General features: G+C 29.7%; 24 protein-coding genes and 1 other annotated feature. Of the genes, 19 read left to right on the top strand and 5 right to left on the bottom strand.

Going from position 1 to position 24,507, the window contains the following annotated elements; translation table 11 throughout:
- Positions 1-12: 12 nt before the first annotated feature.
- From spoVAE to ilvA, 4 genes are all read left to right on the top strand, one after another.
- A complete protein-coding gene (gene spoVAE, locus ACX0KU_RS10560; RefSeq protein ID WP_472989858.1) occupies positions 13-366 on the top strand; it encodes a stage V sporulation protein AE in 354 nt (117 codons plus the stop codon).
- A 65-nt stretch (positions 367-431) separates the two neighbouring features.
- Complete coding sequence (locus ACX0KU_RS10565; protein WP_472989859.1) at positions 432-638, top strand: DUF1657 domain-containing protein; 207 nt, start codon at positions 432-434, stop codon at positions 636-638.
- A 222-nt stretch (positions 639-860) separates the two neighbouring features.
- A complete protein-coding gene (gene idi / locus ACX0KU_RS10570; protein ID WP_472989860.1) occupies positions 861-1,385 on the top strand; it encodes an isopentenyl-diphosphate Delta-isomerase in 525 nt (174 codons plus the stop codon).
- Between the two features lie 52 nt (positions 1,386-1,437).
- Positions 1,438-2,676: a threonine ammonia-lyase gene (gene ilvA / locus ACX0KU_RS10575; RefSeq protein ID WP_472989861.1), complete on the top strand. Its 1,239-nt coding sequence runs from the start codon at positions 1,438-1,440 to the stop codon at positions 2,674-2,676.
- A gap of 112 nt (positions 2,677-2,788) precedes the next feature.
- Here the strand turns inward: ilvA and ACX0KU_RS10580 are convergent, their stop codons facing one another.
- Together ACX0KU_RS10580 and ACX0KU_RS10585 are read right to left on the bottom strand one after the other, a co-directional pair.
- On the bottom strand, positions 2,789-3,421 hold the full coding sequence (locus ACX0KU_RS10580; protein ID WP_472989862.1) for a methyl-accepting chemotaxis protein: 633 nt from the start codon (positions 3,419-3,421) through the stop codon (positions 2,789-2,791).
- Positions 3,397-3,603: a hypothetical protein gene (locus ACX0KU_RS10585; RefSeq protein ID WP_472989863.1), complete on the bottom strand. Its 207-nt coding sequence runs from the start codon at positions 3,601-3,603 to the stop codon at positions 3,397-3,399. Before ACX0KU_RS10585 ends, ACX0KU_RS10580 begins: the two co-directional genes overlap by 25 nt.
- A 301-nt stretch (positions 3,604-3,904) precedes the next feature.
- On the opposite strand from ACX0KU_RS10585, the gene ACX0KU_RS10590 reads away from it, so the two are divergent.
- From ACX0KU_RS10590 to ACX0KU_RS10610, 5 genes are all read left to right on the top strand, one after another.
- On the top strand, positions 3,905-5,008 hold the full coding sequence (locus tag ACX0KU_RS10590; protein WP_472989864.1) for a GGDEF domain-containing protein: 1,104 nt from the start codon (positions 3,905-3,907) through the stop codon (positions 5,006-5,008).
- 187 nt (positions 5,009-5,195) lie between these two features.
- Entirely contained in the window at positions 5,196-7,256 is a 2,061-nt protein-coding gene (locus tag ACX0KU_RS10595) for a thioredoxin domain-containing protein (protein WP_472989865.1), read from the top strand.
- A gap of 71 nt (positions 7,257-7,327) precedes the next feature.
- Positions 7,328-7,550 (top strand) — a binding site (T-box leader).
- A gap of 61 nt (positions 7,551-7,611) precedes the next feature.
- Positions 7,612-9,303, top strand: a complete 1,692-nt coding sequence (argS, locus tag ACX0KU_RS10600) for an arginine--tRNA ligase (RefSeq protein WP_472989867.1) — start codon at positions 7,612-7,614, stop codon at positions 9,301-9,303.
- A gap of 114 nt (positions 9,304-9,417) precedes the next feature.
- Positions 9,418-10,215: a ribonuclease H-like domain-containing protein gene (locus ACX0KU_RS10605; RefSeq protein WP_472989868.1), complete on the top strand. Its 798-nt coding sequence runs from the start codon at positions 9,418-9,420 to the stop codon at positions 10,213-10,215.
- Positions 10,216-10,255: 40 nt separating this feature from the next.
- The gene (locus ACX0KU_RS10610) at positions 10,256-10,636 is read left to right on the top strand and encodes a CBS domain-containing protein (RefSeq protein WP_472989870.1); all 381 of its coding nucleotides are present in this window, start codon (positions 10,256-10,258) and stop codon (positions 10,634-10,636) included.
- Positions 10,637-10,665: 29 nt separating this feature from the next.
- Here the strand turns inward: ACX0KU_RS10610 and ACX0KU_RS10615 are convergent, their stop codons facing one another.
- The 3 genes from ACX0KU_RS10615 to ACX0KU_RS10625 are packed head-to-tail and all read right to left on the bottom strand — an operon-like array spanning position 10,666 to position 12,847.
- Positions 10,666-10,827, bottom strand: a complete 162-nt coding sequence (locus ACX0KU_RS10615; RefSeq protein WP_472989871.1) for a FeoB-associated Cys-rich membrane protein — start codon at positions 10,825-10,827, stop codon at positions 10,666-10,668.
- Positions 10,828-10,848: 21 nt separating this feature from the next.
- Positions 10,849-12,621 (bottom strand): ferrous iron transport protein B, encoded by a 1,773-nt coding sequence (gene feoB / locus ACX0KU_RS10620; RefSeq protein WP_472989873.1) that lies wholly within the window; start codon positions 12,619-12,621, stop codon positions 10,849-10,851.
- Between the two features lies 1 nt (position 12,622).
- A complete protein-coding gene (locus ACX0KU_RS10625; RefSeq protein WP_472989874.1) occupies positions 12,623-12,847 on the bottom strand; it encodes a FeoA family protein in 225 nt (74 codons plus the stop codon).
- A 255-nt stretch (positions 12,848-13,102) separates the two neighbouring features.
- Between ACX0KU_RS10625 and ACX0KU_RS10630 the strand changes: the two genes are divergently transcribed.
- The 10 genes from ACX0KU_RS10630 (at position 13,103) to ACX0KU_RS10675 (ending at position 24,507) form a co-directional block, all read left to right on the top strand.
- Positions 13,103-13,780, top strand: a complete 678-nt coding sequence (locus tag ACX0KU_RS10630; RefSeq protein ID WP_472989876.1) for a ribonuclease H-like domain-containing protein — start codon at positions 13,103-13,105, stop codon at positions 13,778-13,780.
- Positions 13,781-14,140: 360 nt separating this feature from the next.
- Positions 14,141-15,823, top strand: coding sequence for a GspE/PulE family protein (locus tag ACX0KU_RS10635; protein ID WP_472989877.1), 1,683 nt, complete (start codon positions 14,141-14,143; stop codon positions 15,821-15,823).
- A gap of 27 nt (positions 15,824-15,850) precedes the next feature.
- Positions 15,851-17,059 carry a type II secretion system F family protein gene (locus ACX0KU_RS10640; RefSeq protein WP_472989878.1) on the top strand — a complete coding sequence of 403 codons (1,209 nt, stop codon included), beginning with the start codon at positions 15,851-15,853 and terminating at the stop codon, positions 17,057-17,059.
- 66 nt (positions 17,060-17,125) lie between these two features.
- Positions 17,126-17,602 carry a type II secretion system protein gene (locus ACX0KU_RS10645; RefSeq protein WP_472989879.1) on the top strand — a complete coding sequence of 159 codons (477 nt, stop codon included), beginning with the start codon at positions 17,126-17,128 and terminating at the stop codon, positions 17,600-17,602.
- 219 nt (positions 17,603-17,821) lie between these two features.
- A complete protein-coding gene (pilM, locus tag ACX0KU_RS10650) occupies positions 17,822-18,895 on the top strand; it encodes a pilus assembly protein PilM (protein WP_472989880.1) in 1,074 nt (357 codons plus the stop codon).
- A gap of 8 nt (positions 18,896-18,903) precedes the next feature.
- Positions 18,904-19,479, top strand: coding sequence for a PilN domain-containing protein (locus ACX0KU_RS10655; RefSeq protein ID WP_472989881.1), 576 nt, complete (start codon positions 18,904-18,906; stop codon positions 19,477-19,479).
- Positions 19,469-20,731, top strand: coding sequence for a hypothetical protein (locus ACX0KU_RS10660; RefSeq protein ID WP_472989882.1), 1,263 nt, complete (start codon positions 19,469-19,471; stop codon positions 20,729-20,731). Before ACX0KU_RS10655 ends, ACX0KU_RS10660 begins: the two co-directional genes overlap by 11 nt.
- Before the next feature lie 15 nt (positions 20,732-20,746).
- A complete protein-coding gene (locus tag ACX0KU_RS10665) occupies positions 20,747-21,613 on the top strand; it encodes a type IV pilus modification PilV family protein (RefSeq protein WP_472989883.1) in 867 nt (288 codons plus the stop codon).
- A 14-nt stretch (positions 21,614-21,627) separates the two neighbouring features.
- Positions 21,628-23,895, top strand: a complete 2,268-nt coding sequence (locus ACX0KU_RS10670) for a hypothetical protein (RefSeq protein WP_472989884.1) — start codon at positions 21,628-21,630, stop codon at positions 23,893-23,895.
- Positions 23,896-23,919: 24 nt separating this feature from the next.
- Positions 23,920-24,507, top strand: a complete 588-nt coding sequence (locus tag ACX0KU_RS10675; protein ID WP_472989885.1) for a PilW family protein — start codon at positions 23,920-23,922, stop codon at positions 24,505-24,507.

The raw sequence follows: 24,507 nt of genomic DNA on the forward strand, positions 1-24,507 counted from the left end.
GGTGTTTTAAAATTGTCAATTTTTATTTGGGCATTTATAATTGGTGGTCTTATATGCGTTATTGGACAGATAATGATGGATGTATTTAGACTTACACCTGCGCACACAATGAGTACATTAGTTGTAACAGGAGCTATATTAGGAGGACTTGGACTATATGACCCATTGGTAAAGTTCGCAGGTGCAGGTGCGTCAGTACCAATAAGTAGTTTCGGCAATGCCTTAGTTAAAGGAGCATTAATGGAAGCTGAAACAACAGGTGCAATTGGAGTACTGACAGGTATATTTGAGGTTACAAGCTCAGGAATATCTGCTGCGATAATATTTGCATTTTTAGCGTCATTAATATTTAAACCTAAAGGCTAGTGTATATTTATAAACAGAGTTCTTGATTTCAAGTAATCGGATAAAGAGTGAAGGGAGGTGAGATAATGACAGTAGGAACACAAATGCAACAAGCTATAGCGGGAGTTCAATCAGCAGCAGCAACAATGAAGACATTTGCATTACAAACAGAGGATAAAGCAGCTAAGAAAGACTTTCAACAATTAGCGCAAACCTTTGAAGATTCATTAAAAGTTTTAGAAGGCAGACAAAAATATATTGAAGAGCAAGAACCACAATATAAGAATCAATAGAAGATTTTAGAAATAATAAATTACATTATTAAATTTTGTTTTAGTTTATTAATCATATAAAATTTAAGCTTATGAGTAGATAGGATGAGGTTAGTCCATCTACTCTTTTTTTTAAAAATAATAAGGATTTAATAATAAACCTTCTAAATGTGATAGAATAAATGGATGAGATGAATTTTATTTACTTTAAGTCTAAGTAGATAATTAGAAGGTGGAGGTTATATGGCAGAATACATAATATCTGTTGATAATTTAGATAAAGAAACAGGTTATATCGAAAAAATGGAAGCACATGAAAAAGGAGTACTACATAGAGCTTTTTCTATACTTATATTTAATTCTAATAATCAGTTATTATTGCAAAGAAGGAGCTTAGGAAAATATCATTCACCAGGATTGTGGACTAATACTTGTTGTAGCCATCCAAGATATGGTGAAAATCTAGAAGATGCAATTCATAGAAGACTTAAGGAAGAGATGGGTTTTTCATGTGAGCTGAAAGAGGTATTTAGTTTTATATATAAAGTAGAATTTGACAATGGTCTTTTTGAAAATGAATATGACCATGTATTTATTGGGAAATATGATGGAGAAATAGTCGTAAATAAAGATGAAGTAGAAGATTTTAAATGGATTGATATTAATGAACTAAAAGCTGATATTAAAGATAACCCTCAGCTATATACTTATTGGTTTAAGCACTTATTTAATAAAATTGAAATTGATTTGTATAAGCATTTAAAATAGAAGTTTAATAAAATAATATCTTAGAGGAGCAGGGAGAGAGGAGACCAATAGCATGAAAAAGGATTTAACATTAGAAGGGCAAGCAGAATATTTAACTATAAAGGATGTATTAGATGCTAGAGAAAGGATAAAGGATATATGTGTAAATACTAAATTAATATATAGTCCAGAATATAGCAGAGAAAGCGGAAATGAAGTATACATAAAGCCAGAAAACCTACAAATAACAGGAGCATTTAAGCTAAGAGGAGCAGTAAATAAAGTTAGTAAATTAACTGATGATAAAAGAGCAAAAGGATTAATTGCATCTTCCGCAGGAAATCATGCCCAGGGAGTTGCTTATGCAGCTAGTAGACTTGGAATTAATGCAACAATTGTTATGCCAGAAACCACACCACTCATAAAGGTGCAAGCAACTAGAAACTATGGGGCAAATGTAATCCTTAAAGGAAAAGTATATGATGAGGCTTATGACGAAGCTAAGAGATTAGAAAAAGAACATGGATATACTTTCATACATCCTTTTGATGATGTAGATGTAATGGCAGGACAGGGAACCATAGCACTTGAAATTATAGAAGAATTAAAAGATGTAGATGCTATATTAGTGCCAATTGGTGGTGGTGGATTAATAAGTGGAATAGCAGTAACGGCTAAGTCGATTAATCCTAATATAAAAATAATTGGAGTTCAATCAGAAGGTGCAAATCCAATGAAATGCTCTTTTGATAGTGATACTTTAATTTGCGCAGAGGTTATTGATACTATTGCAGATGGTGCAGCAGTAAAAAAACCAGGTGAAATAACTTTTCAGGTAATAAGAAAGTATGTAAATAAAATTGTTACAGTTAGCGATCATGATATTATGGATGCTGTATATGTTCTTCTAGAGAAACACAAGCTTGTAGCAGAAACAACAGGAGCTATGTCCTTAGCTGCATTAGGAAAATTAAAGTTTAAAGGTAAAAAGGTTGTATCTTTAATAAGTGGTGGAAATATAGACGTAGTAACAATGTCATCACTTTTAACTCATGGACTTGTTTCAAGAGGAAGAGTATTATGGTTTTCTGTTAATCTTAAAGATACACCGGGACAACTACTAGAAATAGCAAAAATCTTATCAGATAAAGGTGCTAATGTAATAAAATTAGACCATAATCAATTTAAAGCTATTGATAGATTAAAGCATGTTGTACTTGAAGTAACAGTTGAAACTAATGGACCAGAACACATAGGAGAAATAATTAAAGCCTTAAATGAAAAAGGATATAATATAGATAAAATACGCTAAGAAAGTATTTTGGTATAGTATTGTATATAATAAAATAATAGAAATGTATAAAAGGAGGATAACTGTTTTAAAGTTATCCTAGTTTATATTATAATATGAAATTTATTACTAGTTATTCAGCAAGCTTCTTTAATGTATATGCTATGGAGTTCAACTCTTGTAATGTAGCATTTATTTGTTGAAGTGAGGAGAGTTGTCCTTTAAAGGCATCTGTAGAAGATGTAATACTATCAGATATTTTATTTGCTGAAGTTTTAATTTTAGTCAAAGTGCTATTTATTTCATTTATTGAATTACTACTAGAACTAGATAGTTTTCTAATTTTACTAGCAACGACAGAGAAACCTTTTCCACATTCTCCAGCTCTTGAAGCTTCGATAGCTGCATTGAGTCCAAGTAAATTTGTTTGATACGCCACATTTTTCACAAAACGAAGTACATCATCGGTATCTTTTGTAGCATTTTCAGCTTCAGTAACTTCTGATAAAATCTTGTCATTAGATTCTACTACGACTTCTATACCTTCTGAAACTCTACTTGAACTCTGAGATATTTCTACCAAGGATTCAGATAAGATCTTAGATAAATTTAATATTTCATGATGTCTAGCTAAGCTCTTTACTAAGACGATACTTCCTACAATTGAACCATTTTTCTCCTTAACGGGTATTCCAATGGCTTTTATTTCTACACCGAAAACTTCCTTTGGAACTATTAGTGTTACTGTTTTTTTGCTTTTATACATTCGTAAGCTGCGCCACCAGGTCTTAAAACATCACCAGGAAGTGCATTCATATTTATGTTTTTACTATTTACAACCTTTATAAAATGTGATTTTGTAGAAAGAGTAAAAGCTATTTCATCATCAAAAAAGACTTGCATATAGGGAATTAACTCATTAAAAGATTGTTGCAGTTTGTTTTGCATTACAAATTATTCTATTTTAACATGCCCCCTTGACAAATACATTTAATATGTAGTTAGATTATCAAATAGTTTATAAAATAATGTAGAGCTTTCAACTTTTAGAATCACAATGTTTATAAACTAATTATATTATACTAAAATAAGCATTGTATTATAATATATGGAATTATTGCCGATTTAAGTTCACTGTACTATAACAGTAGATTTGACTAAACTTTATTAAGCTAGTATAAAATTCATAGAAAAAATTTAAACAATATCATATAATATTGTAAAACTATGAAGATAAAGGGGGAATTTTATGTTAAATGAGTTATTTATAAATACACTTTTACTCATTTCATTTACTTTTGTCGGAGGACATATATCAAGAGAGATACCTGAAAGTTTAAAAAATAAGATTTTATTAAAGATTCTATTAGGAATTGGTGGGGGAATATTAGGAATTTTAATGATGATATATGCTATCCAAGTGATTGGAACTAATACATTACTTGATCTTCGTTCACTATCAATTATGATGATTAGTAGTATTGGTGGATTTTTAAGTACACTAGTAACAGGAATAATTATTGGTATATATCGTATAAGTTACTATGGTATAAATGAATCATCAATTTTCGCTTTAGTTCATATATGTTTATACATAACATTTTTTAGCATAATTAATAAAAAGATTAAGACACCTTTAAAAAATTGGTTCACAAAGTTAGCTGTTGTAGTTTTGATATTAGATACAACATTTTTTTATCTATTAAATGATGTAGAGAATAATTACTTAATAATATTAGAATTTTCTATAGTTATTATATCTTCAGCTGTATTAGCATATTTTTTATTAAAATATGCTAAATATTCTAATGAATTATATAGAATGTACGAAACAGATTCAACAAAGGATTTTCTTACTGGACTAAATAATACAAGACAATTTGATAAATTACTTAATATGACTTTTGAAAGAGTAATTGAAAATAATGAAAAGTTATCTTGTTTAATGATAGATATAGATCATTTTAAAAAAGTTAATGATACTTATGGACATCCTGTTGGAGATTTAGTTTTAAAGGAGCTAGCAGATATTTTAAAGAAGAGTTGTAGAGCATTTGATCTTGTAGGACGTGTAGGCGGTGAAGAGTTTTGCGTATTGCTTTTAGATTGTCCTGATGAACGTTCTTTTGAAATAGCTACAAGAATAAGGACTAGTGTAAAAGAGCATAATTTTTCTATTGGAGATAATAGATTTATTAACATAACAGTATCAATTGGCAGTGCAACATATCCTGAAACAGTGGATAGTTTAGAAGAAATTATGAATAAGGCTGATATTGGTTTATATAAAGCAAAGCAAACTGGACGAGACAAGGTATGTGACTATCATCAGTGTATAGAATCAGAAGTGTAGTTTAGATTAGAATAGGTAAGATATTTTTTGTTTTAAAATAATTAGAATTTTTTTAGACTTAAAAGTTTAGGGGAATTTTTTAAGTTTCAACACTGTGAAAGATGAAGTAAACCTTTATTTTTCACTTCATAATGTTTTTATATTAGGGGAACACTAAAAAAAACATTATGAAAAGAGAGGGATAGCATTGAGTAAAACTATGAATGAAACAGTTAATAGATTAATAGATGAAAAGTCTCCTTACCTACTTCAACATGCATATAATCCAGTAGATTGGTATCCTTGGGGAGAAGAAGCCTTTAATAAAGCAAAAGCAGAACACAAACCTATATTTTTAAGTATAGGATATTCAACTTGCCATTGGTGCCATGTAATGGAGAGGGAATCATTTGAAAATGTTGAAGTGGCTAAAGTAATAAATGATAGTTTTATTGCTATAAAGGTAGATAGAGAAGAAAGACCAGATGTTGATGCTGTATATATGGATGTATGTCAGGCTATAAATGGTAGTGGAGGATGGCCCCTTACAATAGTTATGACTCCAGATAAGAAGCCATTTTTTGCTGGTACATATATTCCTGTTCAAGATAAATACGGAAGAGCTGGCATAATAACTATACTTAATAATATAACTGAAGCATGGAAAGATAGAAGAGATGAGATAATAGACAGCAGTAATGGGATAATTGCGGATATAAAAGAAAACTATCATTTTAAAAGGGATAGAGCGGACATAGGAATAGATGCAGTAGAGCAAACTTTTGGTGAGTTTTCAAGCTTCTTTGAATCTAAATATGGTGGATTTAATATAGCTCCAAAGTTTCCATCACCACATAATTTATATTTCTTATTAAGATATTGGAAACATAGTAACTCTGAAAAAGCCTTAGATATGGTTACAAAAACCCTTGATGCTATGTATAAGGGAGGAATTTTTGATCATGTTGGCTTTGGATTTGCAAGATACTCAACGGATACAAAATGGTTAGTACCTCACTTTGAGAAAATGCTCTATGATAATGCTCTCTTAATCTTAGCTTATGCAGAGGGTTATGCAGCTACAGGAAAAGAGTTATACAGAGAAGTATCAGAAAAAACTATATCCTATGTATTAAGAGATATGAAAAATGAGAATGGAGGCTTCTACTCAGCAGAGGATGCAGATTCAGAAGGTGTAGAAGGAAAATTTTATGCATGGTCTTATGAGGAGATTATAGATCTAGTAGGTAAAGAAAAGGGAGAGCTGTACAGCAAATACTATGGTATAACTCAAAAAGGTAATTTTGAAGGAAAAAATATACCTAATCTTATAAGTACTAAGGTTGAGGAGATTGAAGATAATAGGGAACTTAAAGAAACTTTAGAAGATATAAATAAAATATTATACATTCACAGGGAGAAAAGAATTCACCCTCATAAGGATGATAAAATACTTACAGCTTGGAATGGACTTATGATAGCAGCCTTAGCTTATGCAGGTAAGGTTTTTGATGATTCTATGTATATAGAAGAAGCTGAAGAAGCAGTTAAGTTTATATATGATAATCTAGTTAATGAAAAAGGTAGATTACTTGCTAGGTATAGAGAGGGAGAGGCTGCATATGAAGGCTATTCTGAGGATTATGCCTTTTTAATATGGGGGCTTATCGAACTATATGAATCTAGCTTCAAGACAGAGTACTTAAAAAAAGCCCTTAAACTCAATGGGGATATGTATAAGTATTTTTGGGATAAAGATGAAGGTGGCTTCTTTCTATATGGAGAAGATAGTGAAGAGCTTATTTGGAGACCAAAAGAAATATATGATGGAGCTACTCCTTCAGCAAACTCTGTAGCTGCACTTAATATGCTAAGGTTAGGAAAGCTTACAGGTAATATAGATTTAGAAGAGAGAAGTAGAGAAATGTTTAAGATTTTTGGAAACCGAGCTAAAGAGGCACTGAGAGGTCATGCTTACTTTATGATGTCGGTGTTAGTTGATAATGTAGCAAGCAAAGAAATTCTCATAGCAGGAGATAAGAAGGATAAGGAAGTAGTAAAATTTTTGAGAAAAATTAATAAAGAATACTCTCCGTTCACTACAGTATTATTAAATGATAATAGCGAAGAACTGAGAGCAATTATGCCACATGTTACTGACAAAGGATTAGTAGATGGAAAAAATGCTGTGTATATTTGTGAAAATTTTGCTTGTCAAAAACCTATGGTAAACCTAGAAGAAGCTCTTAAATATTTAAAAATATACTAATCAAAATGTATATATTTACTTGACAAGGACAAAATTATAATAATATAATATTTTGTAAATAATGTAGTATAATAATTTCATTGAAGAGAAGAGTATCCATTTAGAAACTAAAAGCGAGCAGGAGAGGGTGGAAGTCCTGTAGTATTTTAATTGGAGAAAAGAATCTTGGAGAAGCTGCTAAGTTTTATTTATATAGATTAAATATTATGAGGTTTGCCGTTAACTGCGTTAAAGTTTTGAGTGGGCTTATTTTAAGTCAACTAGAGTGGTACCGCGGATATATCCGTCTCTGTTTTTAAATAGAGACGGTTTTTTTTGTTTTTTTCAAACTTAAGAAAATGGAGGAAAGTAAAAGATGGATTATAGAAATATAGTTGCTGAAAGAATTAAAGAACATTTAGAATTAGAAATTGAGGTAATAGAAAAATTAATTGAGATACCACCAAAGCCTGAAATGGGAGACTATGCATTTCCATGTTTTCAATTAGCTAAAACATTAAAAAAAGCTCCAAATATGATTTCAGCAGATCTAAAAGAAAAAATAAATAATGAAGGTTTTGAGAGAGTTGAAGCATTAGGACCTTATTTAAACTTTTTTATGGATAAAGGGGCTTTTGTAGATACAACATTAGAAAAAGTATTAAAAGAAGGAAAAAATTATGGTACTTCAGAAATGGGAACAGGAAAGAATGTAACAATTGACTTCTCCTCACCTAACATAGCTAAACCTTTCCATGTAGGACATTTATTTAGTACATCAATAGGAAATTCATTGTATAAAATGTTTAAATCACAAGGATATAATCCTGTTGGAATAAACCATCTTGGGGATTGGGGAACACAATTTGGTAAGCTAATATCAGCATATAAAAGATGGGCTGATGAAGATGCATTAGAAAAAGAGCCAATAAAAGAGCTTTTAAGAATATATGTAAAGTTTCATGATGAAGCAGAAAAAGATCCATCTCTTGAAGATGAAGGAAGAATGTACTTTAAAAAATTAGAAGATGGAAGCAAAGAAGAAGTAGCTCTTTGGGAAAAGTTTAAGAATCAAAGCTTAAAGGAATTTGAAATAGTATATAAACTTTTAGGTGTTAATTTTGATTCCTATGCAGGAGAGAGCTTTTACAACGATAAAATGGATACTGTAGTTAAAGAACTTGAAGATAAGAATTTGTTAGTTGAAAGTAATGGAGCAAAGGTTGTAATGCTTGAAGAAGAAAATATGCCTCCATGTATTATATTAAAAGGAGATGGAGCTACGATCTATGCAACTCGTGATCTTGCGGCAGCCTTTTACAGAAAGAAAACTTATGATTTCCACAAGAGTATATATGTAGTTGGCTCTCCACAGGCATTACACTTTAAACAAGTCTTTAAGACTATTGAAAAGATGGGATATGACTGGGCTAAGGATTGTGAACATGTTGGATTTGGTCTTGTTAAATTTGCAGATAGAAAGTTATCTACAAGAAAGGGAGAAGTTATTTTCCTTGAAGAATTATTAAATGAATCCATAGCTAAAACAATAGAAGTAATAAATGAAAAAAATCCTGAACTTGAAAATAAGGAAGAAGTGGCTAAAAAAGTAGGTATAGGAGCAATCATATTTACTTACTTAAAAAACAAAAGAGAAAAAGACATAGTATTTAACTGGGAAGAGATGTTGAACTTTGAAGGGGAAACAGGTCCTTATGTTCAATACACTTATGCAAGAGGAAAGAGTATATTAAGACGTGCTGGAGAAATAGAAGGGGAGATTAACTACTCTGCCTTAACTTCAACTGAAGAGTATGAACTTGTTAAAACACTTGCTAATCTTAATGATGTTATTGTAAATGCTATTGATAAGCTAGAGCCATCAATTCTTACAAGATATATAATTGATGTTGCTAAAGCATTTAATAAGTTCTATAATGCACACAACATAATGGCTACAGAAGAAGTAGCGGTTAAGAATGCAAGACTTAAAATGGTTGAAGCGACTTGTCAAGTTATAAAAAATGGATTGGATTTAATTGGATTAGAAGTAGTAGAGAAGATGTAATATAATTAACAATAGATAGTTGGTAATTATATTTTAGGTATTAGGGACTAGTGGATAGAAAATCCTCTTGAATCCTAGTACCTAATACATAAATTAAAGGTGTGTGAGTTTAGCGTGATTATAAAGAAGTACAGAAGAAAGCTGAATATATCAAAAGAAGTATTCAATAATTATAATTTAGACAAAATAATATTTTATGATATAGAAACCACTGGTTTTGATAAAGAGAAAGCTAAGCTCATATTAATTTCAGGAGGATGGTTTTTAAATAAGGATACTTTTTTTATAAAACAGTACTTTGCTGAAAATACAGATGAAGAAAAGGATATTTTATTATATTTTAAAGAAGATATTAAAAACTTTAATGAATGGTGCTCCTATAATGGAAAAGCCTTTGATGAGCCTTTTATTTTAAAAAAAGCAGAAATGAACAATGTAGATTTTATAACTTCTAAAAAACATATAGATTTGTATAGAATCATAAGACCTTATCAAACATACATAGGACTGGAAAGATGCAGTTTAAAAAGTGTAGAAGAGTATTTAGGGATAGAAAGAAAAGATAAAATTGATGGGGCATTAAGTGTAGAACTATATAATGAGTTTTTAAATACAAAAACTGCATCAATTAGAGATACTATAATGCTACATAATTTTGAAGATGTACTTAACTTACCTATAATACTAGAACTAGTAAATGACATAGAGAACAATGATGAAGTGCAAAGATCAAATGCTATTACTGAAAAACAGTTACAATATTTAAAATTTCTTATTAAGAAAAATAATATCAACTTAGAACTTAATATAAAAAAGGTATCAAAGAAAGCTGCTGGAAGAATTATTGATAATATACTTAAAGGAAACATAGATTTAGACGAATTTAATAATATAGTAAATAACAGCTATTAGTTTTTAACTATATAAGTCAATAATTTTAGGGGGAAAAGCTATGAAAATTAGTGAAATTATGCAGAAGAATATAATAAGATTAAGTCCAGAGGATAATATAAAAAAGGCTCTTGAAGTTATGGAAGTAAATAAGATTAACGGAGCATCGGTTGTGGACAAGGATAGCAAGCTAGTTGGAATTATAGTAAAAGCGGATATCTATAGATTTCTAATTGAAGAGGGCCACTATGATACATACCCTATTTCTAGTATTATGACAAAAAACGTTGTAAGTTCTAACGCTGATGATGAAGTTGTGGAAGCTGCAAAAAAACTTATAGATAAAAACATAGTCGCAATACCAGTAGTAGAAGAGGAAAGAGTTATAGGAATAGTTTCAATGGAAAATATAATAAAGCATTTTATAGAAAATTGTAAATAAAAAAGATAAATGTTAGGTGACTTAGTCACCTAGCATTTATCTTTTTTATCTTCTTTCTTATCATCGTACATTGGGCAGTGAGAAGAACAACTTCCACATTCGCAGTCTCCACCCTTTAACTTCTTTTTAGCACTTTTTACAAGTATATATAAGGCAAAAGCTACTATTAAAGCTGTTATTAATATTTCCATAAAATCACCTCTTAAAGCAAGTTAAAAAATTAAGGAGCCTATATTATAAACTAAGAAGGAAGCTATCCAAGCAAGTACTAATTGATACACTACAGAGAAAAACATCATTTTACTTCCGTATTCTTTTTTCATTGTAGCTATAGTTGTTACGCATGGAGTATATAAAAGTGTAAAAACTAAGAATCCATAAGCTGTAACTGCTGTAAAGTGCTGAGGTAAAATTGTTTCTAAGTTAGCTCCAAAGATAACGCCCATAGTACTTACAACAACTTCTTTTGCCATAAGACCTGTAAGTAAGGATACTGAAATCTCCCAAGAACCAAAACCTAAAGGCTTGAAGATAGGAGCGATAAACTTACCTATAGATGCAAATAAGCTAGTATTCATATCTGTCATTCCATACATATTAAAGTTTGATAAAAACCAAACTACTACTGATATTGATAATATTATAGTACCAGCTTTCTTTAAAAAACCTTTTCCTTTATCCCAAGTATGTAGTGCTAAATTTCTAACCTCTGGAACTTTATACTCAGGTAGTTCTATTATAAAAGGTTCTTCATCTTTTCTAAATATTGTACTCTTGAATAATAAACCAATTATAAAGGCGATAACTACACCAATAAGATAAAGTGAAAATACTACAGGGGTTTCACGCCCGGGGAAAAATATAGATGCAAATAGTGCATAAACGGGAAGTCTTGCATTACATGACATCAAGGGAATAATTAATGCAGCGAGTTTTCTATCTTTTTCACTTTCAAGTGTTCTTGCAGACATTATAGCAGGAACTGAACAACCAAAGCCAACAATAAGAGGTATAAAAGCTTTACCTGAAAGTCCCATTCTTCTCATGACTTTATCCATTAGAAAGGCAGCTCTTGCCATGTATCCGCTATCTTCTAAGAAGGATATTCCTAAAAATAAAGCTAAAATTACTGGAAGAAATATAACTATAGATCCAACACCACCAACAATTCCATCAACTAAAAGAGATCTAAACCAAGGACTACTATTTACCAGTAAATTATTTAAAGTTGGCATTAAGTAATCATCAAGTAAAGTACCTAAAAGATCAGCTAAAGGCTGTCCCACCCAATTAAAAGTAAACTTAAAAATAAGATACATAATTCCAAAAAAGATTGGGTAAGCCAAGAATTTATTTAATAAGATTACATCAATACCATCTCGTGTACGTAGCTTGCTTTTAGAATTATAAGATACACATCTATTAAGGATCTTCTCAATATAATCATAGGTATCTTTTTCACTCTTAAAATCATGAGAGCTAAAAGTGTTATCAATAGAAAGCTTTGAAAGATCTAAATTTGTAAGCATATCTTTAATAGCATGAATTCCGATACCCTTAGAAGCTGATATAGGAACAATAGTTATTTTTAACTCTTTAGCTAGTTTGATTACATCTATATCAATGCCTTTTGATTCAGCAACATCCATCATATTTAAAATCATTATGATTGGTTTATTAAATTGTTTTAACTGTGTAGTTAAGTATAAATTTCTATCAAGGTTAGAAGCATCTACTATATTGATAATTACATCTGCATCTTCTGTGGATAGATAGTCTTTAGATACTCTCTCTTCATTAGAATAAGTATCAAGGGCATAAATTCCAGGAAGGTCAACGATTTTTACGAATTTACCTAAATAACCTTCCTTTTTTTCTACAGTAACCCCAGCCCAGTTTCCAACATACTGATTAGCACCCGTAAGAGCATTAAATATAGTAGTTTTTCCAACGTTAGGATTTCCTGTTAAAGCCACTGTTATCATATTAAGCCTCCTTTAGTTTAATACTAAAGGCGTCCTTTTTTCTTATAGCTAAGTCAAAGCCTCTTACATTAATTATTATAGGATCACCGAAAGGTGCCGTAGTTTTAAAAGTTATTCTAGTTCCTTCAATACAACCTAATGCTAGAAGACGTTTTGTGAGTTTTTCATCTCCAATTATATTTTTAATATAGCCATTTTCACCTGGTTTTAAATCTATTATGCTCATTTAAAAGTTCCCCCCATTAAAATAATCATGAAAATCATTCTCAGTTAAAATATAACATTAGTTATACAGAATGTCAATATAGAAGAGAGATAATAGGAGGAATTTTATTGATAATTCTACTTATTATAAAGTATATTTAAAATAATGAACTAGGCATGGGTTCACAAAGTTAAAAAAGTATGAGATAATAAGAAGGCAAAATTAAGAGTATAATAATTAAAATAATTATTTGTTTATCTAGAAAAGAGTGATTAAGTGATTACAAGAGAGAACAGTATAAAAGTAGATGAATGCTCTACTGAATTTACTTTAGAAATTGACGGGAAAAATGATGTTTTTAAGGATGCGATATTCTTTGATTTAGAACACTATCTATATAAGAAACCAATTTGTATTGGAGTCTTTGGATGTTGTTATTTTGATTCTACAACAGAAGAACTCAAAATTACTCAGTATATGATAGAACATAAAAAGGATTCTAATGTAATTTTACAGTTAGCTAAAGAATACTTTGAAAAAATGTACAAGGAGCATAATAAAAGATATATTGTTACCTTTTCAGGTAATAACGATTTTTCGGTTATTGAGTACTTGTTTAAAAAACATAATGTGGATTTTGATATAGGAGAACACTTCATTAAGGTAGACCTTCAAAGAGAGTATGAAAATCTTATGAAAGAAAACATTGGTCTTAAAAACCTTGAGAAGAAATTTGATATATATAGAGAAAGTGAACTTATCAGTGGATCTAATCTTTCAAAGACCTTTTGTAAAGTAATGAAGGATTTTGATTATATGAATAGAATGCCAGAAGAGAAAAGACAAAGAATTCTTTTATATAATGAGCAGGATGTAGCAAGTTTATTTAAAATATATGTAGAGTGGAATAGGTTTTTGAAAAAAGAAGAGAATGTAGAAGAAACTAAACCTTGATGTAATTACATCAAGGTTTTTATCATTGTTAAATAGAAAAAGTCATATATATAAATAATGTTATATAACTAATCTAACTTTAAAGTTTACTAGTGCAATTTTAAATCATCAAGTAAAATATAATACATTTCTATAAAGTCGATATAAGTTATATAAAAATCTTCATATATTACATAATTTAATAGAAAATTTGAATTATGTTAAAAAATCAATTTAAATTAAATAACTATTAAAATTAAATTCAAAAAATGTAAAAAAGATGCGATTCTCATTGAAAATACAAGACAAAATGATATATAATTTAATAGAATTATTAAATAAAAGTGATTCTCATACAGATAGAAAATAGGAGAATAACAAATGAATCCAGTTAACAAAAAAAGACTAGGAGATTTACTTGTAGAAGCGGGGAAAATAACAAAAGAGCAATTAAAGACTGAGCTTGAAAAACAGAGACTAACTGGAATAAAACTAGGCGAACTTCTCGTAAAAGATAAGATTTTAAGTGAAGAAGATATAATAGATGTACTTGAATTTCAACTAGGGATACAAAGAGTCTATCTTGATATGATTCAATTAGATAGAAATGCAGTTAGGGCAATACCGGAATCTTTGGCAATAAAATATTCTTTAATAGCTATTGGTTTTGAGGGAAATAAAATTAAGGTATGTATGGTTGACCCCTTAAATTTATTTGCAATAGATGATGTGCATATAGCAACTGGAAAGGAAGCTATAGTATTTATATCTTCTAAGACAGATATTGAAAAGGCTATAGGTAACTACTATTCTACAGAATACGTAGAAAAAGCTGCAGAGGAATTAAGTAAAGTAAGTAAAAAAGAAGAGCAAGAAGACATAGAAGAACTAGATGATGTAAAGAATGCTCCTGTAGTTAAACTCATAGATTCTATAATAAAGAATGCAATTAAAGCTAAAGCAAGTGATATTCATATAGAACCCTTTCAAAACTATATAAAAATTCGATATAGAGTAGATGGATCTCTTCAAGAGGTTTTAAGAACGCCAAAGGACACCGCAAGTTCACTGATTGCTCGTATTAAAATACTTGCAAGTTTAGATATAGCGGAAAAAAGGTTACCACAAGATGGAAGAATAATAACAAAGGTTGAAGAGAGCCAGGTTGATCTTAGAGTATCTGTACTTCCAACAATTTTTGGAGAAAAAGTAGTTATTAGAATACTATTAAGAGATAATTTCTTAATTGGAAAAGAAAAACTTGGAATGGAACCTAATGAAATAGAAAAGCTTGAAAGAATTATAAAAAGTCCTTATGGGATAATTCTAGTTACAGGGCCTACGGGTAGTGGTAAATCCACAACCTTATATACAATTTTAGGAGAACTAAATAAGACTAATACAAATATAATTACTGTTGAAGATCCAGTAGAATATATGATGGATGGTGTTAACCAAGTAAACGTCAACACAAAGGCGGGACTTAGCTTTGCATCAGGACTAAGGGCTATATTAAGACAAGATCCTGATATAGTAATGATAGGGGAGATAAGAGATGGTGAGACTGCTGAAATAGCTGTAAGAGCAGCAATAACAGGACATTTAGTATTAAGTACTATGCATACCAATGATGCGGCATCTTCAATTATAAGATTAGAAGATATGGGTATAGAATCTTATTTAGTTGCAGCCTCAATATCAGGTATAGTTGCACAAAGACTTGTAAAAAAAATATGTCCTAAGTGTAAAGAGAGCTATATAGTAAGTGACTTTGAAAAAAATATGCTTGGAGTTAATATTTATGAAGAGTTAGTACTGTATAGAGGTGTAGGATGCAATTACTGTAATAATACTGGATATCATGGTAGACAGGGTATTTATGAAATAATAGAAATTACAAAAGAGCATAGAGACTTAATACAGAATAACGAAAGTTCAGAAAAAATTAGAGAGTTAAGTATAAAAAATGGTACTAAATCTCTTAAAAGTGCATGTGCTAATTTAGTAGTAAAAGGAGAGACAACTGTTGAGGAATTGGCTAAGGTTGCCTTCTTAAAAGAATAATGTTTAAACACTTGATGAGGTGAGAATATGCCTTTATTTAAATATAAAGCAATGAGCGAAGGCGGTAAAAGGATAGAAGGTGAATTTACTGCTAACGCTGAAAATGAAGTACTAGCAATGATTAGAGAAAATGGATATTATCCAATAATTATAGAAGAAAAACTATCCAGAAAAGAAATTACATTTTCTCAATCTTTTACAAGAATTAAAGCAAAAGATTTAGCTGTATTTTGTAGACAAGTATCCACATTACTTGAAGCAGGAGCAGATATGTTAAATACTGTAAATTTGCTTAGAAAGCAGTCAGAAAATAAAAAGCTTCAAAACAGTTTGGATCAAATCTATGAGGATATACAAAAAGGATTTACCCTCTCCAGTGCAATGAGAAAATTTGAATACATTTATCCAAGTTTACTAATAAACATGGTGGCATCAGGAGAAGAAACAGGACAACTAGGTTCTGTTTTTGAAAAAATGGCAGAACAGTTTGAAAGAGATACAAGGATAAATGGGAAAATTAAAGGAGCATTGGTATACCCAGCTATATTATCGGTTATGAGTATAGGAATTGTAATATTTTTATTAACCTTTATTATGCCAACCTTTGTAGATATGTTTACAGGTAGTGGAGTAGAATTGCCAGCTCCTACACAGTTTGTAATTAACTTAAGTGAGGGAATTAAGAAGTATTGGTATATAATTATTATAGTTATAGGAATGGCAGCATATGCTATAAGGGTATTCATTAGAACAGAAGAAGGTGGAAAACAATTTGATAGGTTAAAATTGAATTTGCCTTTAATAAAGAGCACATCAAGAAAAATTCTAACTATGAGGTTTGCAAGAGGACTTTCCACAACCCTATATAGTGGATTGACTATGGTTAATGCCTTAGAAATAGTTGCAAAAGTTATAGATAATAAGTTAATAGAAACAAAACTAAATTATATAAGAGAAAAAGTAATTAAAGGAGTTCCTTTAAATGAAGCCCTTGAGAGTATTGAAGAATTTCCACCAATGCTTACAGCTATGGTGAAAATCGGAGAAGAATCTGGAGCCATAGATAATATACTAGATAAAACAGCAAAATTTTATGAACAAGAAGTAGAAGAAGCCCTTCAAAGACTAACAACAATGATAGAACCAATTATGATTCTAATAATGGGAGTTTTAATTGGAGGCATAGTAATAGCTATGATACTACCAATGTTTGATATGTTCCAAACAGTTATGTAAAAGCAGTAAAAATAAAAACGTTAGCAATAAAAATTAATATATAAAATCAAAGGGGAGGAATTTTTCATGATGAAAAATTTAAAAAAGAAAAAAGGGTTCACACTTATTGAGCTTATCATTGTTATAGCTATTTTAGGTATTTTGGCGGCAATTGCAATTCCTAAGTTTGGAAATGTTCAAGAAAATGCTAGAAAAAAGGCGGATATTGCAAGTGCTAAAACAATTGCAGATACTGCTGCAATGCTTATTGCAAGTGAAGAGATAAAGCCCGCAACAGAATATGGGTCTTCATTAGTGAAAACAGGATCAAATGGTTCTATAGGAGAAAAAGTTGGAAATGAGTTACAATCTATACCATCAGTTCAAGCATCAACAGGTTCATTCATTGTTAATATAGAAAGTGTTACAGGTGTTATAAAAGTATATGTAGCATCAGCTGATACTGAGTCAATAAACGATGCTAATCAAATATATCCTAAACCAAGTAAATTAAAACATACTCCAAGTGGAGAAACTGAAATAAGTAATCCGTTCTACAAATAGCAAGGAGCTGACTTCCAGTCACCTCCTAGTGCATCGGGGGCAATTCAAAAGCAAGCTCGTCAGCAAGCTTCCTCGCAAAGGGGTCAGACCCCTGTAAAAAGATGTAAAAACAAGCAAGTCTAAGGAGTTAAGACACTCGGGGGCAATTCAATAAATTTATGATTTTTAAACTCAATGCACTAAGTGCATTGAGTTACTTTTAAATAGGGAGGTGTACAAATGTTAAACTTAAACAATAAAATACTATCCATAGATATTGGAAGTAAGAATATAAAGTTAGTTAGTGGAAGTGTAAAGGGAAAGAAGGTTGTCATAGATAAGGCTATAACTATTGATACTCCGGAAGGGTCTTTTAGAGATGGTACTATTATTAATATGATTACCCTTAAAGAGGTTATTGGTGAGACATTAAAGGAAATAGATTCTAAAGCTAAACAGGTGGTATTTAGCTCTAAAGGCACCTCAATAATTTCTAGAATAATTGAAATACCACTGGTTAAAGATAAAGAAATGGAGACTTTAGTCCAATATGAAATAAAGCAATATTTACCTTTAGATTTTGAGGAGTACATAATTAAGTTTAAAAAGTTAAATGAGTTTGAGGATGGACAAATTAAAAAATGTAGAGTAGGTGCTGTAGTATATCCTAAGGAAATGGCAAAGGGATATTGGGATTTAGCTAATGAATTGAAGTTAACACCTAAGGCACTTGATATTAGTTCTAATTGTATTAATAAATTATTTAGTACAGATAATATCGAAATTAATGATGAAAATTATAGTATCAATGATACTGTTGCAGTAATAGATATGGGCTATGATCAAATAGAACTTAATATTATTTTCCAGGGGATTCTAGAATTCACTAGAATTATACAAGGGGGAGGAAGTTTTATTGATGGTAATATAGCAAGTCAATTAGGGATAGATACACTAGAGGCTGAAGATAAAAAGATTAAAGAATGTAATTTAGTAGTAAATGATGAGTTTCTAAATTTAGAAAAGGATGTTGTAAATGACTCAGTAAAGCTTGTTGTAAACAGATGGCAGAATGAATTTAATAGAATGATTGATTATTACAGAACTAAAAATAGACAAGCTATTATTAGTAAAATCTATATCTATGGGGGAAGTAGCAATATAAAAGGTATAGATACTTATTTAGAGAATATGCTACAAATTCCAGTAGAGAAGATAGAAACTATGGGAAATATAACAACAATAGATTTTGAAAGTGATATGGGTCTTGAAAGATATTTAAATGCAATAGGTGCTATTATAAGGATTAAGTAGGTGAGAGAATGAGAGACTATAATTTTTTTGAATCCATTTCAGAACAGAAAAAGACTAATGATTTGAAATTTATATATGTAGGAATTATAACAGTTATTATAGTAGGTGCAATGGTAGTAATGTATCTTGTAAATATTTTCAAAATAAGAGGTTTAGAAAATAGTATTTATGAAGAGAAGCAAGTGATAAATTCCTCAGAGTTTGCTAAAGCCTATGAACAAAAAACTAGAGGAGAACAAAAATTAGAAGTACTAAACCAGTATCACTCAGCAGTTACTTCATTAAATGATGTAGTTGTAAGTGAGGATTATATCAATACTGAGCTTATAAAGAAGATATCAAATGTAGTGCCAGAAAGCATATCCTTTAAGAGTATGAACATTGCAGATAGAGTAATTGTTATGAATGGAACTTCCTCAACAAGAGTAAGTATTGGAGAACTTCAGTATAATCTTAAGGAACTTGGGATTTTTGATGAGGTACATGTTTCAACTATTAACTCTAATGAAGAGGATTCAGCTAATTTTTCTTTCAATTTTAATATAAGTTTTAAATTGAAGGAGGAAGCGAAGAATGAAAATTAATTTAAAAGTAAGTAATAGAGAAAAGATTTTAATAATTATTTTACTGATTATTATGATTATAGGTGCGTATTATAACTTTATTTATGTAAAGCAAGCAGCTAAAATTCAGGAATTAACTAAAATTCACGATGACAATAAAAGTAAAATAGTTGCATTTGAAAATGATAAATTATTAAATCAAAAGATAGAAAAGAATATTAAAATAGAAAATGCTAAAATTTTAGAAGTTGCAAAAGATTTCTTACCTTCTATAATTGAAGAAAAAATCTTAGTAATCTTAGATAATATGATTAATGAATCAAATGTTCAGTGTAATTCTATTGCTATTTCAGATACAAGTGATGAGACCCTTCAAAAGAAGGAGTCCACAAGTGATAAGATAAATTCAATAGAAAAACTTGTTGAAAAGTATAAATATATTGAAGCTGGAAAGTATACTGAGGCTAAAAATATTGATACAGATAATACAACAGGTACTAATAATACAGATACTAATAAAGCAGCTTCTACAAATAACCCAGAAGCTAAAGAAAAAACAAATCCTGAAGTTAAAAAACTTACTATAACTCTAAGTGTTAAGGGTAGTTATGATGAGGTAATAAAATTTGTTGATGAGGTAAAAGGATTTTATAAAAGAATTGTAATTAATAATATTAATTTTACTGCAGAAGAGGAGAGCATTAGTGCTAATATGCTTTTAAGCTTTTATGCAGTACCTAAACTAATAGAAGAGGATATTGATTACAATAAATGGCGATTTGAAGGGGATTATGGAAAGACAAATATATTTAAGGACAATGCTCCAGGTAAAATTACAACGGTTACAGAAGAAAAGAAAAGTGATTTTGCAATAAGTGTTAGACCTATTACCTCTGACCTACCTACTGTAATACTTGGAAGGACAGTGGATAAGAGCTCATACATTTATGCAGATAATGAAGGCATAGAAAATGTAGAGTTTTACGTAACTGAAAAAGCTGGAAAATACTATTATAAATATAAAACAAGCAAAGAATTTTATCCTAAGGGATTTGAAGGTGATGGTACCCCATTTACTTTTACGGGAGACAATATGCTATTTAAAGTATTTTCAAGAGCTAGAGTTTCGGATAAAGATGTAAATGGAGTTAGTATAAAGATATATAATAATACTAATAAAAGTTTACAAGTTATTGTTGAAGATGATGATAAAACAAGAGCTAGAGTTAACATAACAAAAGCAAAGGGAGATATAACTGTTAAAAGTAATTAGCAATGGGGAGATGTTATGAATAAAGCCCTTATAAATATAAAAAGGAAGAAAAAAGGATTTACATTACTAGAGCTTATTATATCCATAGGCATATTATCCATAGTAGTAATACCTCTATCTAACTTAGTTATAGGTACTTTTAGAATGACTAATAACGCTAAAATAAAACAAGAGGCCACTAATATTGCTCAGAAGTATATGGAAAAGATAAAAGCTGATGATAGTATAAAGCTAGATAAAATAATAGATGAAGAAGAAACATTTCCGAGTTATGGATATCCATCCTCAGAAAATGGATATAGTATAAGCTATAGTATAAATAAAGAGGAAGATTACTATTTACCCCATGAATCTTATAGTGGGGTTGATAGTAATACCTTTGACTATAAATTTAAATTACCAGAAGAAGGAGAATTAGTTAATATTTATGATAATAATGGGCAAATAAATAGTCATAGTATAACTTCAGACTTAGGTATGCAAATTACTATTAATAACAGAAAATATGATGAAATTACTAATCAAAATCAAATTACATATGAAATCAATGGATACACTAAAACACCCATTAACAAAACAAAAGCTAATAATGAGAATATATATATAAGAATAGATGTAAATAGGGATGATTTAACTAATCCTCTAGTTATTAATGCTAAGAATGAATGCTCAGGACAGCTAATTTTTTATTTTGTAAAATCTGATAAGCTTACAGAAGATGTTCAATGTAAGGTAATAAATGAAGGTGGAAATATAGTTAAATATGAAAATATATATAATAATACATCTAGTATTCCAAAATCAAGATTATATAAAATAAGAATTGAAGTTGAAAAAAATGATGAAAAAGTGGTAAATGAGTCCTACAAGACAGTTTATTAATAAGGAATGATTTTATGGAGAAAAAAGTTAAAAAAGGTTCTTCACTAGTTTTGGTAATAGTACTAATGGGAATAATAAGTATGTTAGGATTATCCTTAAGTAGCCTTGCGGTAACAACTTATAAATCGAGAATTATAAATAGTACTTCAAAGGTAAATTTATATGCGGCTGAGGCTGGGATAGATGAGGTATATGGTATTATTGGAAGTATCATTGATAAAGGAATTAATTATGCAAATGAACAGGTGGCAGCAATAGATCTAGAGAAAGCTAAAATAGATAAAATTTCAAATCTTTTTATTACATATCCAGATTTCTATGAATTAGAAGGTAGTCAAAGTATTTTAAATAATTTAAATGAAACAACAAACCCTTCAGGTATTCCCTTAGTAGTACTTGATGTAGCACAATTATTTTTAGATGATAATGGACAAGTATCTGCTAGTATTAACGAGAGTAGGTTAAAGGATTATCAAAATCAACAGTTTCAATACTATTATAAGAAATATATAAATAATGGAAAATCTAGTGTAGATGGTGAAATAGTTGAACAAAATTTAACTATAGCATTAACAGATACTGCTAGATACAAATTTGCCTTAAGTGGTGAGAGTAACAAACCTGAAGTAACTCTTTTAAATAATACACCTTTTTCTATGGACGTAGGAAATAATATTCCTTACGAAGTAAAAGTTAAATCAGAGTTTTTAGATTCAAGAGAGGGTATTAGAAAAGCTATAGAGATGGAATATGCGTTAGAAGTACCAGAATATAGCGATGTGTATTATATGAAGAATATTAAATTTCCTAAAAATGTAGTATGGGAAAAAGCTATAGCAGCTGACGGAGATATGAATGTTGATGCAGCAAAGGTTACAATTAATGGAGAGGTATATGTTAAAGGTACAAATGAAGGCGGAGTTAATTTGATTGGCAATAATTCAAGTGTAACTTTACAAAAGAAATTAGCTACCCGTCAAAATATAAATCTTAAAGCACAGAATAGCTTATTTACTTCTAATGAAAACATCTATGCAAATAATGTTATTATATATAATAATGATGACTATGATGCAAGGGGTTCAAATTTTAATATTACAAATTCAGAGGCAGCCTTATATTTAAGAGATGACTTAGAACTTAATGCAAATAATTCTAAAATCAATATAACTGGAGGATTTTATGGTCTTTATGATGGACCAGATGAAATAGGTGACACAAGCTTGTTAGGAAATGATCATTCTAGCTCAGTGGTAATAAATTCAGATGATATTGAAGAAATAGGTGGATCATCTCTAAACATTGCTGGAAATGTAATTATACAAGGAACAGCATATATTAATACTAATCCAGAGTATCAAACAGGAGAATCAATTTCAATTAAAGGAAATTATAAAGCATATACAAGAGGGCTTACCATTGACAGTGCTATTAGCAGAGGAAAATCTCTTAAAAGTGATAATGTTATATTTGAATATAGGGAGCCATTATCCGTAGTATCACAATTTTTAGATGGTACACCACTATTAGCACCAGATAAAAGTAAATACTTTGAAGCATATAATGATGAATTTAAGGGTAATACGGAGGATTCAGATAGACTTAGAACAAGTGGAGTGAATATTGCTGGTAATATAATTGCTAGTGCTGGGGCAGTAATTAATAATGGACAGATAGTAGAAAGTCAAATAACTCCAGATGAAGGTATAATAAAAGAAAAGACTAGAGAATTAAAAAGAAATATGTTTTATATGGGTGATACTACCCCAGGGGATAATGAGGTTTTTAATGAAACAGAAGTACGAAGAGATGTTACAAGTCTTGTAAATTATAATATTTTAATAGGAAAAACAAAGTCGCCAGTTAATAGTAATATTAGTGAAAGTGAAGAAATTGTAGTATTAGATGGAAGTAATACTAATTATGCATTTATAGGTAGGAATGGTAATACAACTGGTGCAGATAAGGTTTATAATGTAGTAAATAATAATTTTAAAGGGATTATAGTTACAGTAGGAGATGTTTATCTAAGTGGCGAATTAAACTTTAGTGGAACAATAATAACTAAAGGTAACATAATATTTTTAGGCAGTGATGAAAAAAATATTTCTTACGATTCAAAACTAGTAAAAAGACTTGTTGCCGAAAATTATGAAATATTTACTTCAGTGGATCCCAATATAATAGTTACCTATGATGAGATGGGTAAAAATAATATTGTAGGTACAGACCTAGTGAAAAACAAAATTATTAAAAGAAAAAATTGGAAGATTTTAAAATAAATTTTGTAAAGGTGTGTTTACAAAATGAATATACTAAAAAAAAGAGGATTTACTCTTATAGAATTGCTTATAGCCTTCGGAATCATGGGAATAGTAGCAACGGCCATTTCAACATTTTTCTTTAGCAATTTTAGAATAATAAATAAAACAAGTATAGAAATAGACCTTCAAAGCGAAGGGGAAAGTGCTATTAATTTAATAGTTCAAAAGGCTATGGGATCAAATGGGATATTGTTAGTAGAAGAGAATAGAATTGATATAACAAATAATGAAATATCAGAAGTTAGTACTGAAAAAAATATAAATAAGATTGTTTTTGGGTCAATTGATGGGACAAATGAACACTATATTTTTCAGTTGTATGGTAATAAGCTTTTATATGGAAAAGGGGAAAAAACAAAGGACTTAGATAATGATAATATCTTATCTGAAAATGAAGTTAAATCAGAGAGAATATTTGAAAATGTAGAAGAAGTTAGTATTAAATCTAATGAGAATTACATAGCGAGTAAAAGTATTAGTATAAAAATAAAATTGGGAAAGATTCAAGGAAATATTAGAGGAGAAAAGGAGGTTAACAGCGAAGTTTATTTTAGAAATAAAAATGATTAA

The organism is Clostridium sp. X, assembly GCF_055755365.1.

What these genes read in the sequence shown, in the direction of transcription:
- ACX0KU_RS10565 (WP_472989859.1), top strand. Translation starts at nt 432, where the DNA reads ATGACAGTAGGAACACAAATGCAACAAGCTATAGCGGGAGTTCAATCA.
- idi (WP_472989860.1), top strand. Translation starts at nt 861, where the DNA reads ATGGCAGAATACATAATATCTGTTGATAATTTAGATAAAGAAACAGGT.
- ilvA (WP_472989861.1), top strand. Translation starts at nt 1,438, where the DNA reads ATGAAAAAGGATTTAACATTAGAAGGGCAAGCAGAATATTTAACTATA.
- ACX0KU_RS10580 (WP_472989862.1), bottom strand. Translation starts at nt 3,421, where the DNA reads ATGTATAAAAGCAAAAAAACAGTAACACTAATAGTTCCAAAGGAAGTT.
- ACX0KU_RS10585 (WP_472989863.1), bottom strand. Translation starts at nt 3,603, where the DNA reads ATGCAAAACAAACTGCAACAATCTTTTAATGAGTTAATTCCCTATATG.
- ACX0KU_RS10590 (WP_472989864.1), top strand. Translation starts at nt 3,905, where the DNA reads ATGTTAAATGAGTTATTTATAAATACACTTTTACTCATTTCATTTACT.
- argS (WP_472989867.1), top strand. Translation starts at nt 7,612, where the DNA reads ATGGATTATAGAAATATAGTTGCTGAAAGAATTAAAGAACATTTAGAA.
- ACX0KU_RS10610 (WP_472989870.1), top strand. Translation starts at nt 10,256, where the DNA reads ATGAAAATTAGTGAAATTATGCAGAAGAATATAATAAGATTAAGTCCA.
- ACX0KU_RS10615 (WP_472989871.1), bottom strand. Translation starts at nt 10,827, where the DNA reads ATGGAAATATTAATAACAGCTTTAATAGTAGCTTTTGCCTTATATATA.
- feoB (WP_472989873.1), bottom strand. Translation starts at nt 12,621, where the DNA reads ATGATAACAGTGGCTTTAACAGGAAATCCTAACGTTGGAAAAACTACT.
- ACX0KU_RS10625 (WP_472989874.1), bottom strand. Translation starts at nt 12,847, where the DNA reads ATGAGCATAATAGATTTAAAACCAGGTGAAAATGGCTATATTAAAAAT.
- ACX0KU_RS10635 (WP_472989877.1), top strand. Translation starts at nt 14,141, where the DNA reads ATGAATCCAGTTAACAAAAAAAGACTAGGAGATTTACTTGTAGAAGCG.
- ACX0KU_RS10640 (WP_472989878.1), top strand. Translation starts at nt 15,851, where the DNA reads ATGCCTTTATTTAAATATAAAGCAATGAGCGAAGGCGGTAAAAGGATA.
- ACX0KU_RS10645 (WP_472989879.1), top strand. Translation starts at nt 17,126, where the DNA reads ATGATGAAAAATTTAAAAAAGAAAAAAGGGTTCACACTTATTGAGCTT.
- pilM (WP_472989880.1), top strand. Translation starts at nt 17,822, where the DNA reads ATGTTAAACTTAAACAATAAAATACTATCCATAGATATTGGAAGTAAG.
- ACX0KU_RS10655 (WP_472989881.1), top strand. Translation starts at nt 18,904, where the DNA reads ATGAGAGACTATAATTTTTTTGAATCCATTTCAGAACAGAAAAAGACT.
- ACX0KU_RS10660 (WP_472989882.1), top strand. Translation starts at nt 19,469, where the DNA reads ATGAAAATTAATTTAAAAGTAAGTAATAGAGAAAAGATTTTAATAATT.
- ACX0KU_RS10665 (WP_472989883.1), top strand. Translation starts at nt 20,747, where the DNA reads ATGAATAAAGCCCTTATAAATATAAAAAGGAAGAAAAAAGGATTTACA.
- ACX0KU_RS10670 (WP_472989884.1), top strand. Translation starts at nt 21,628, where the DNA reads ATGGAGAAAAAAGTTAAAAAAGGTTCTTCACTAGTTTTGGTAATAGTA.
- ACX0KU_RS10675 (WP_472989885.1), top strand. Translation starts at nt 23,920, where the DNA reads ATGAATATACTAAAAAAAAGAGGATTTACTCTTATAGAATTGCTTATA.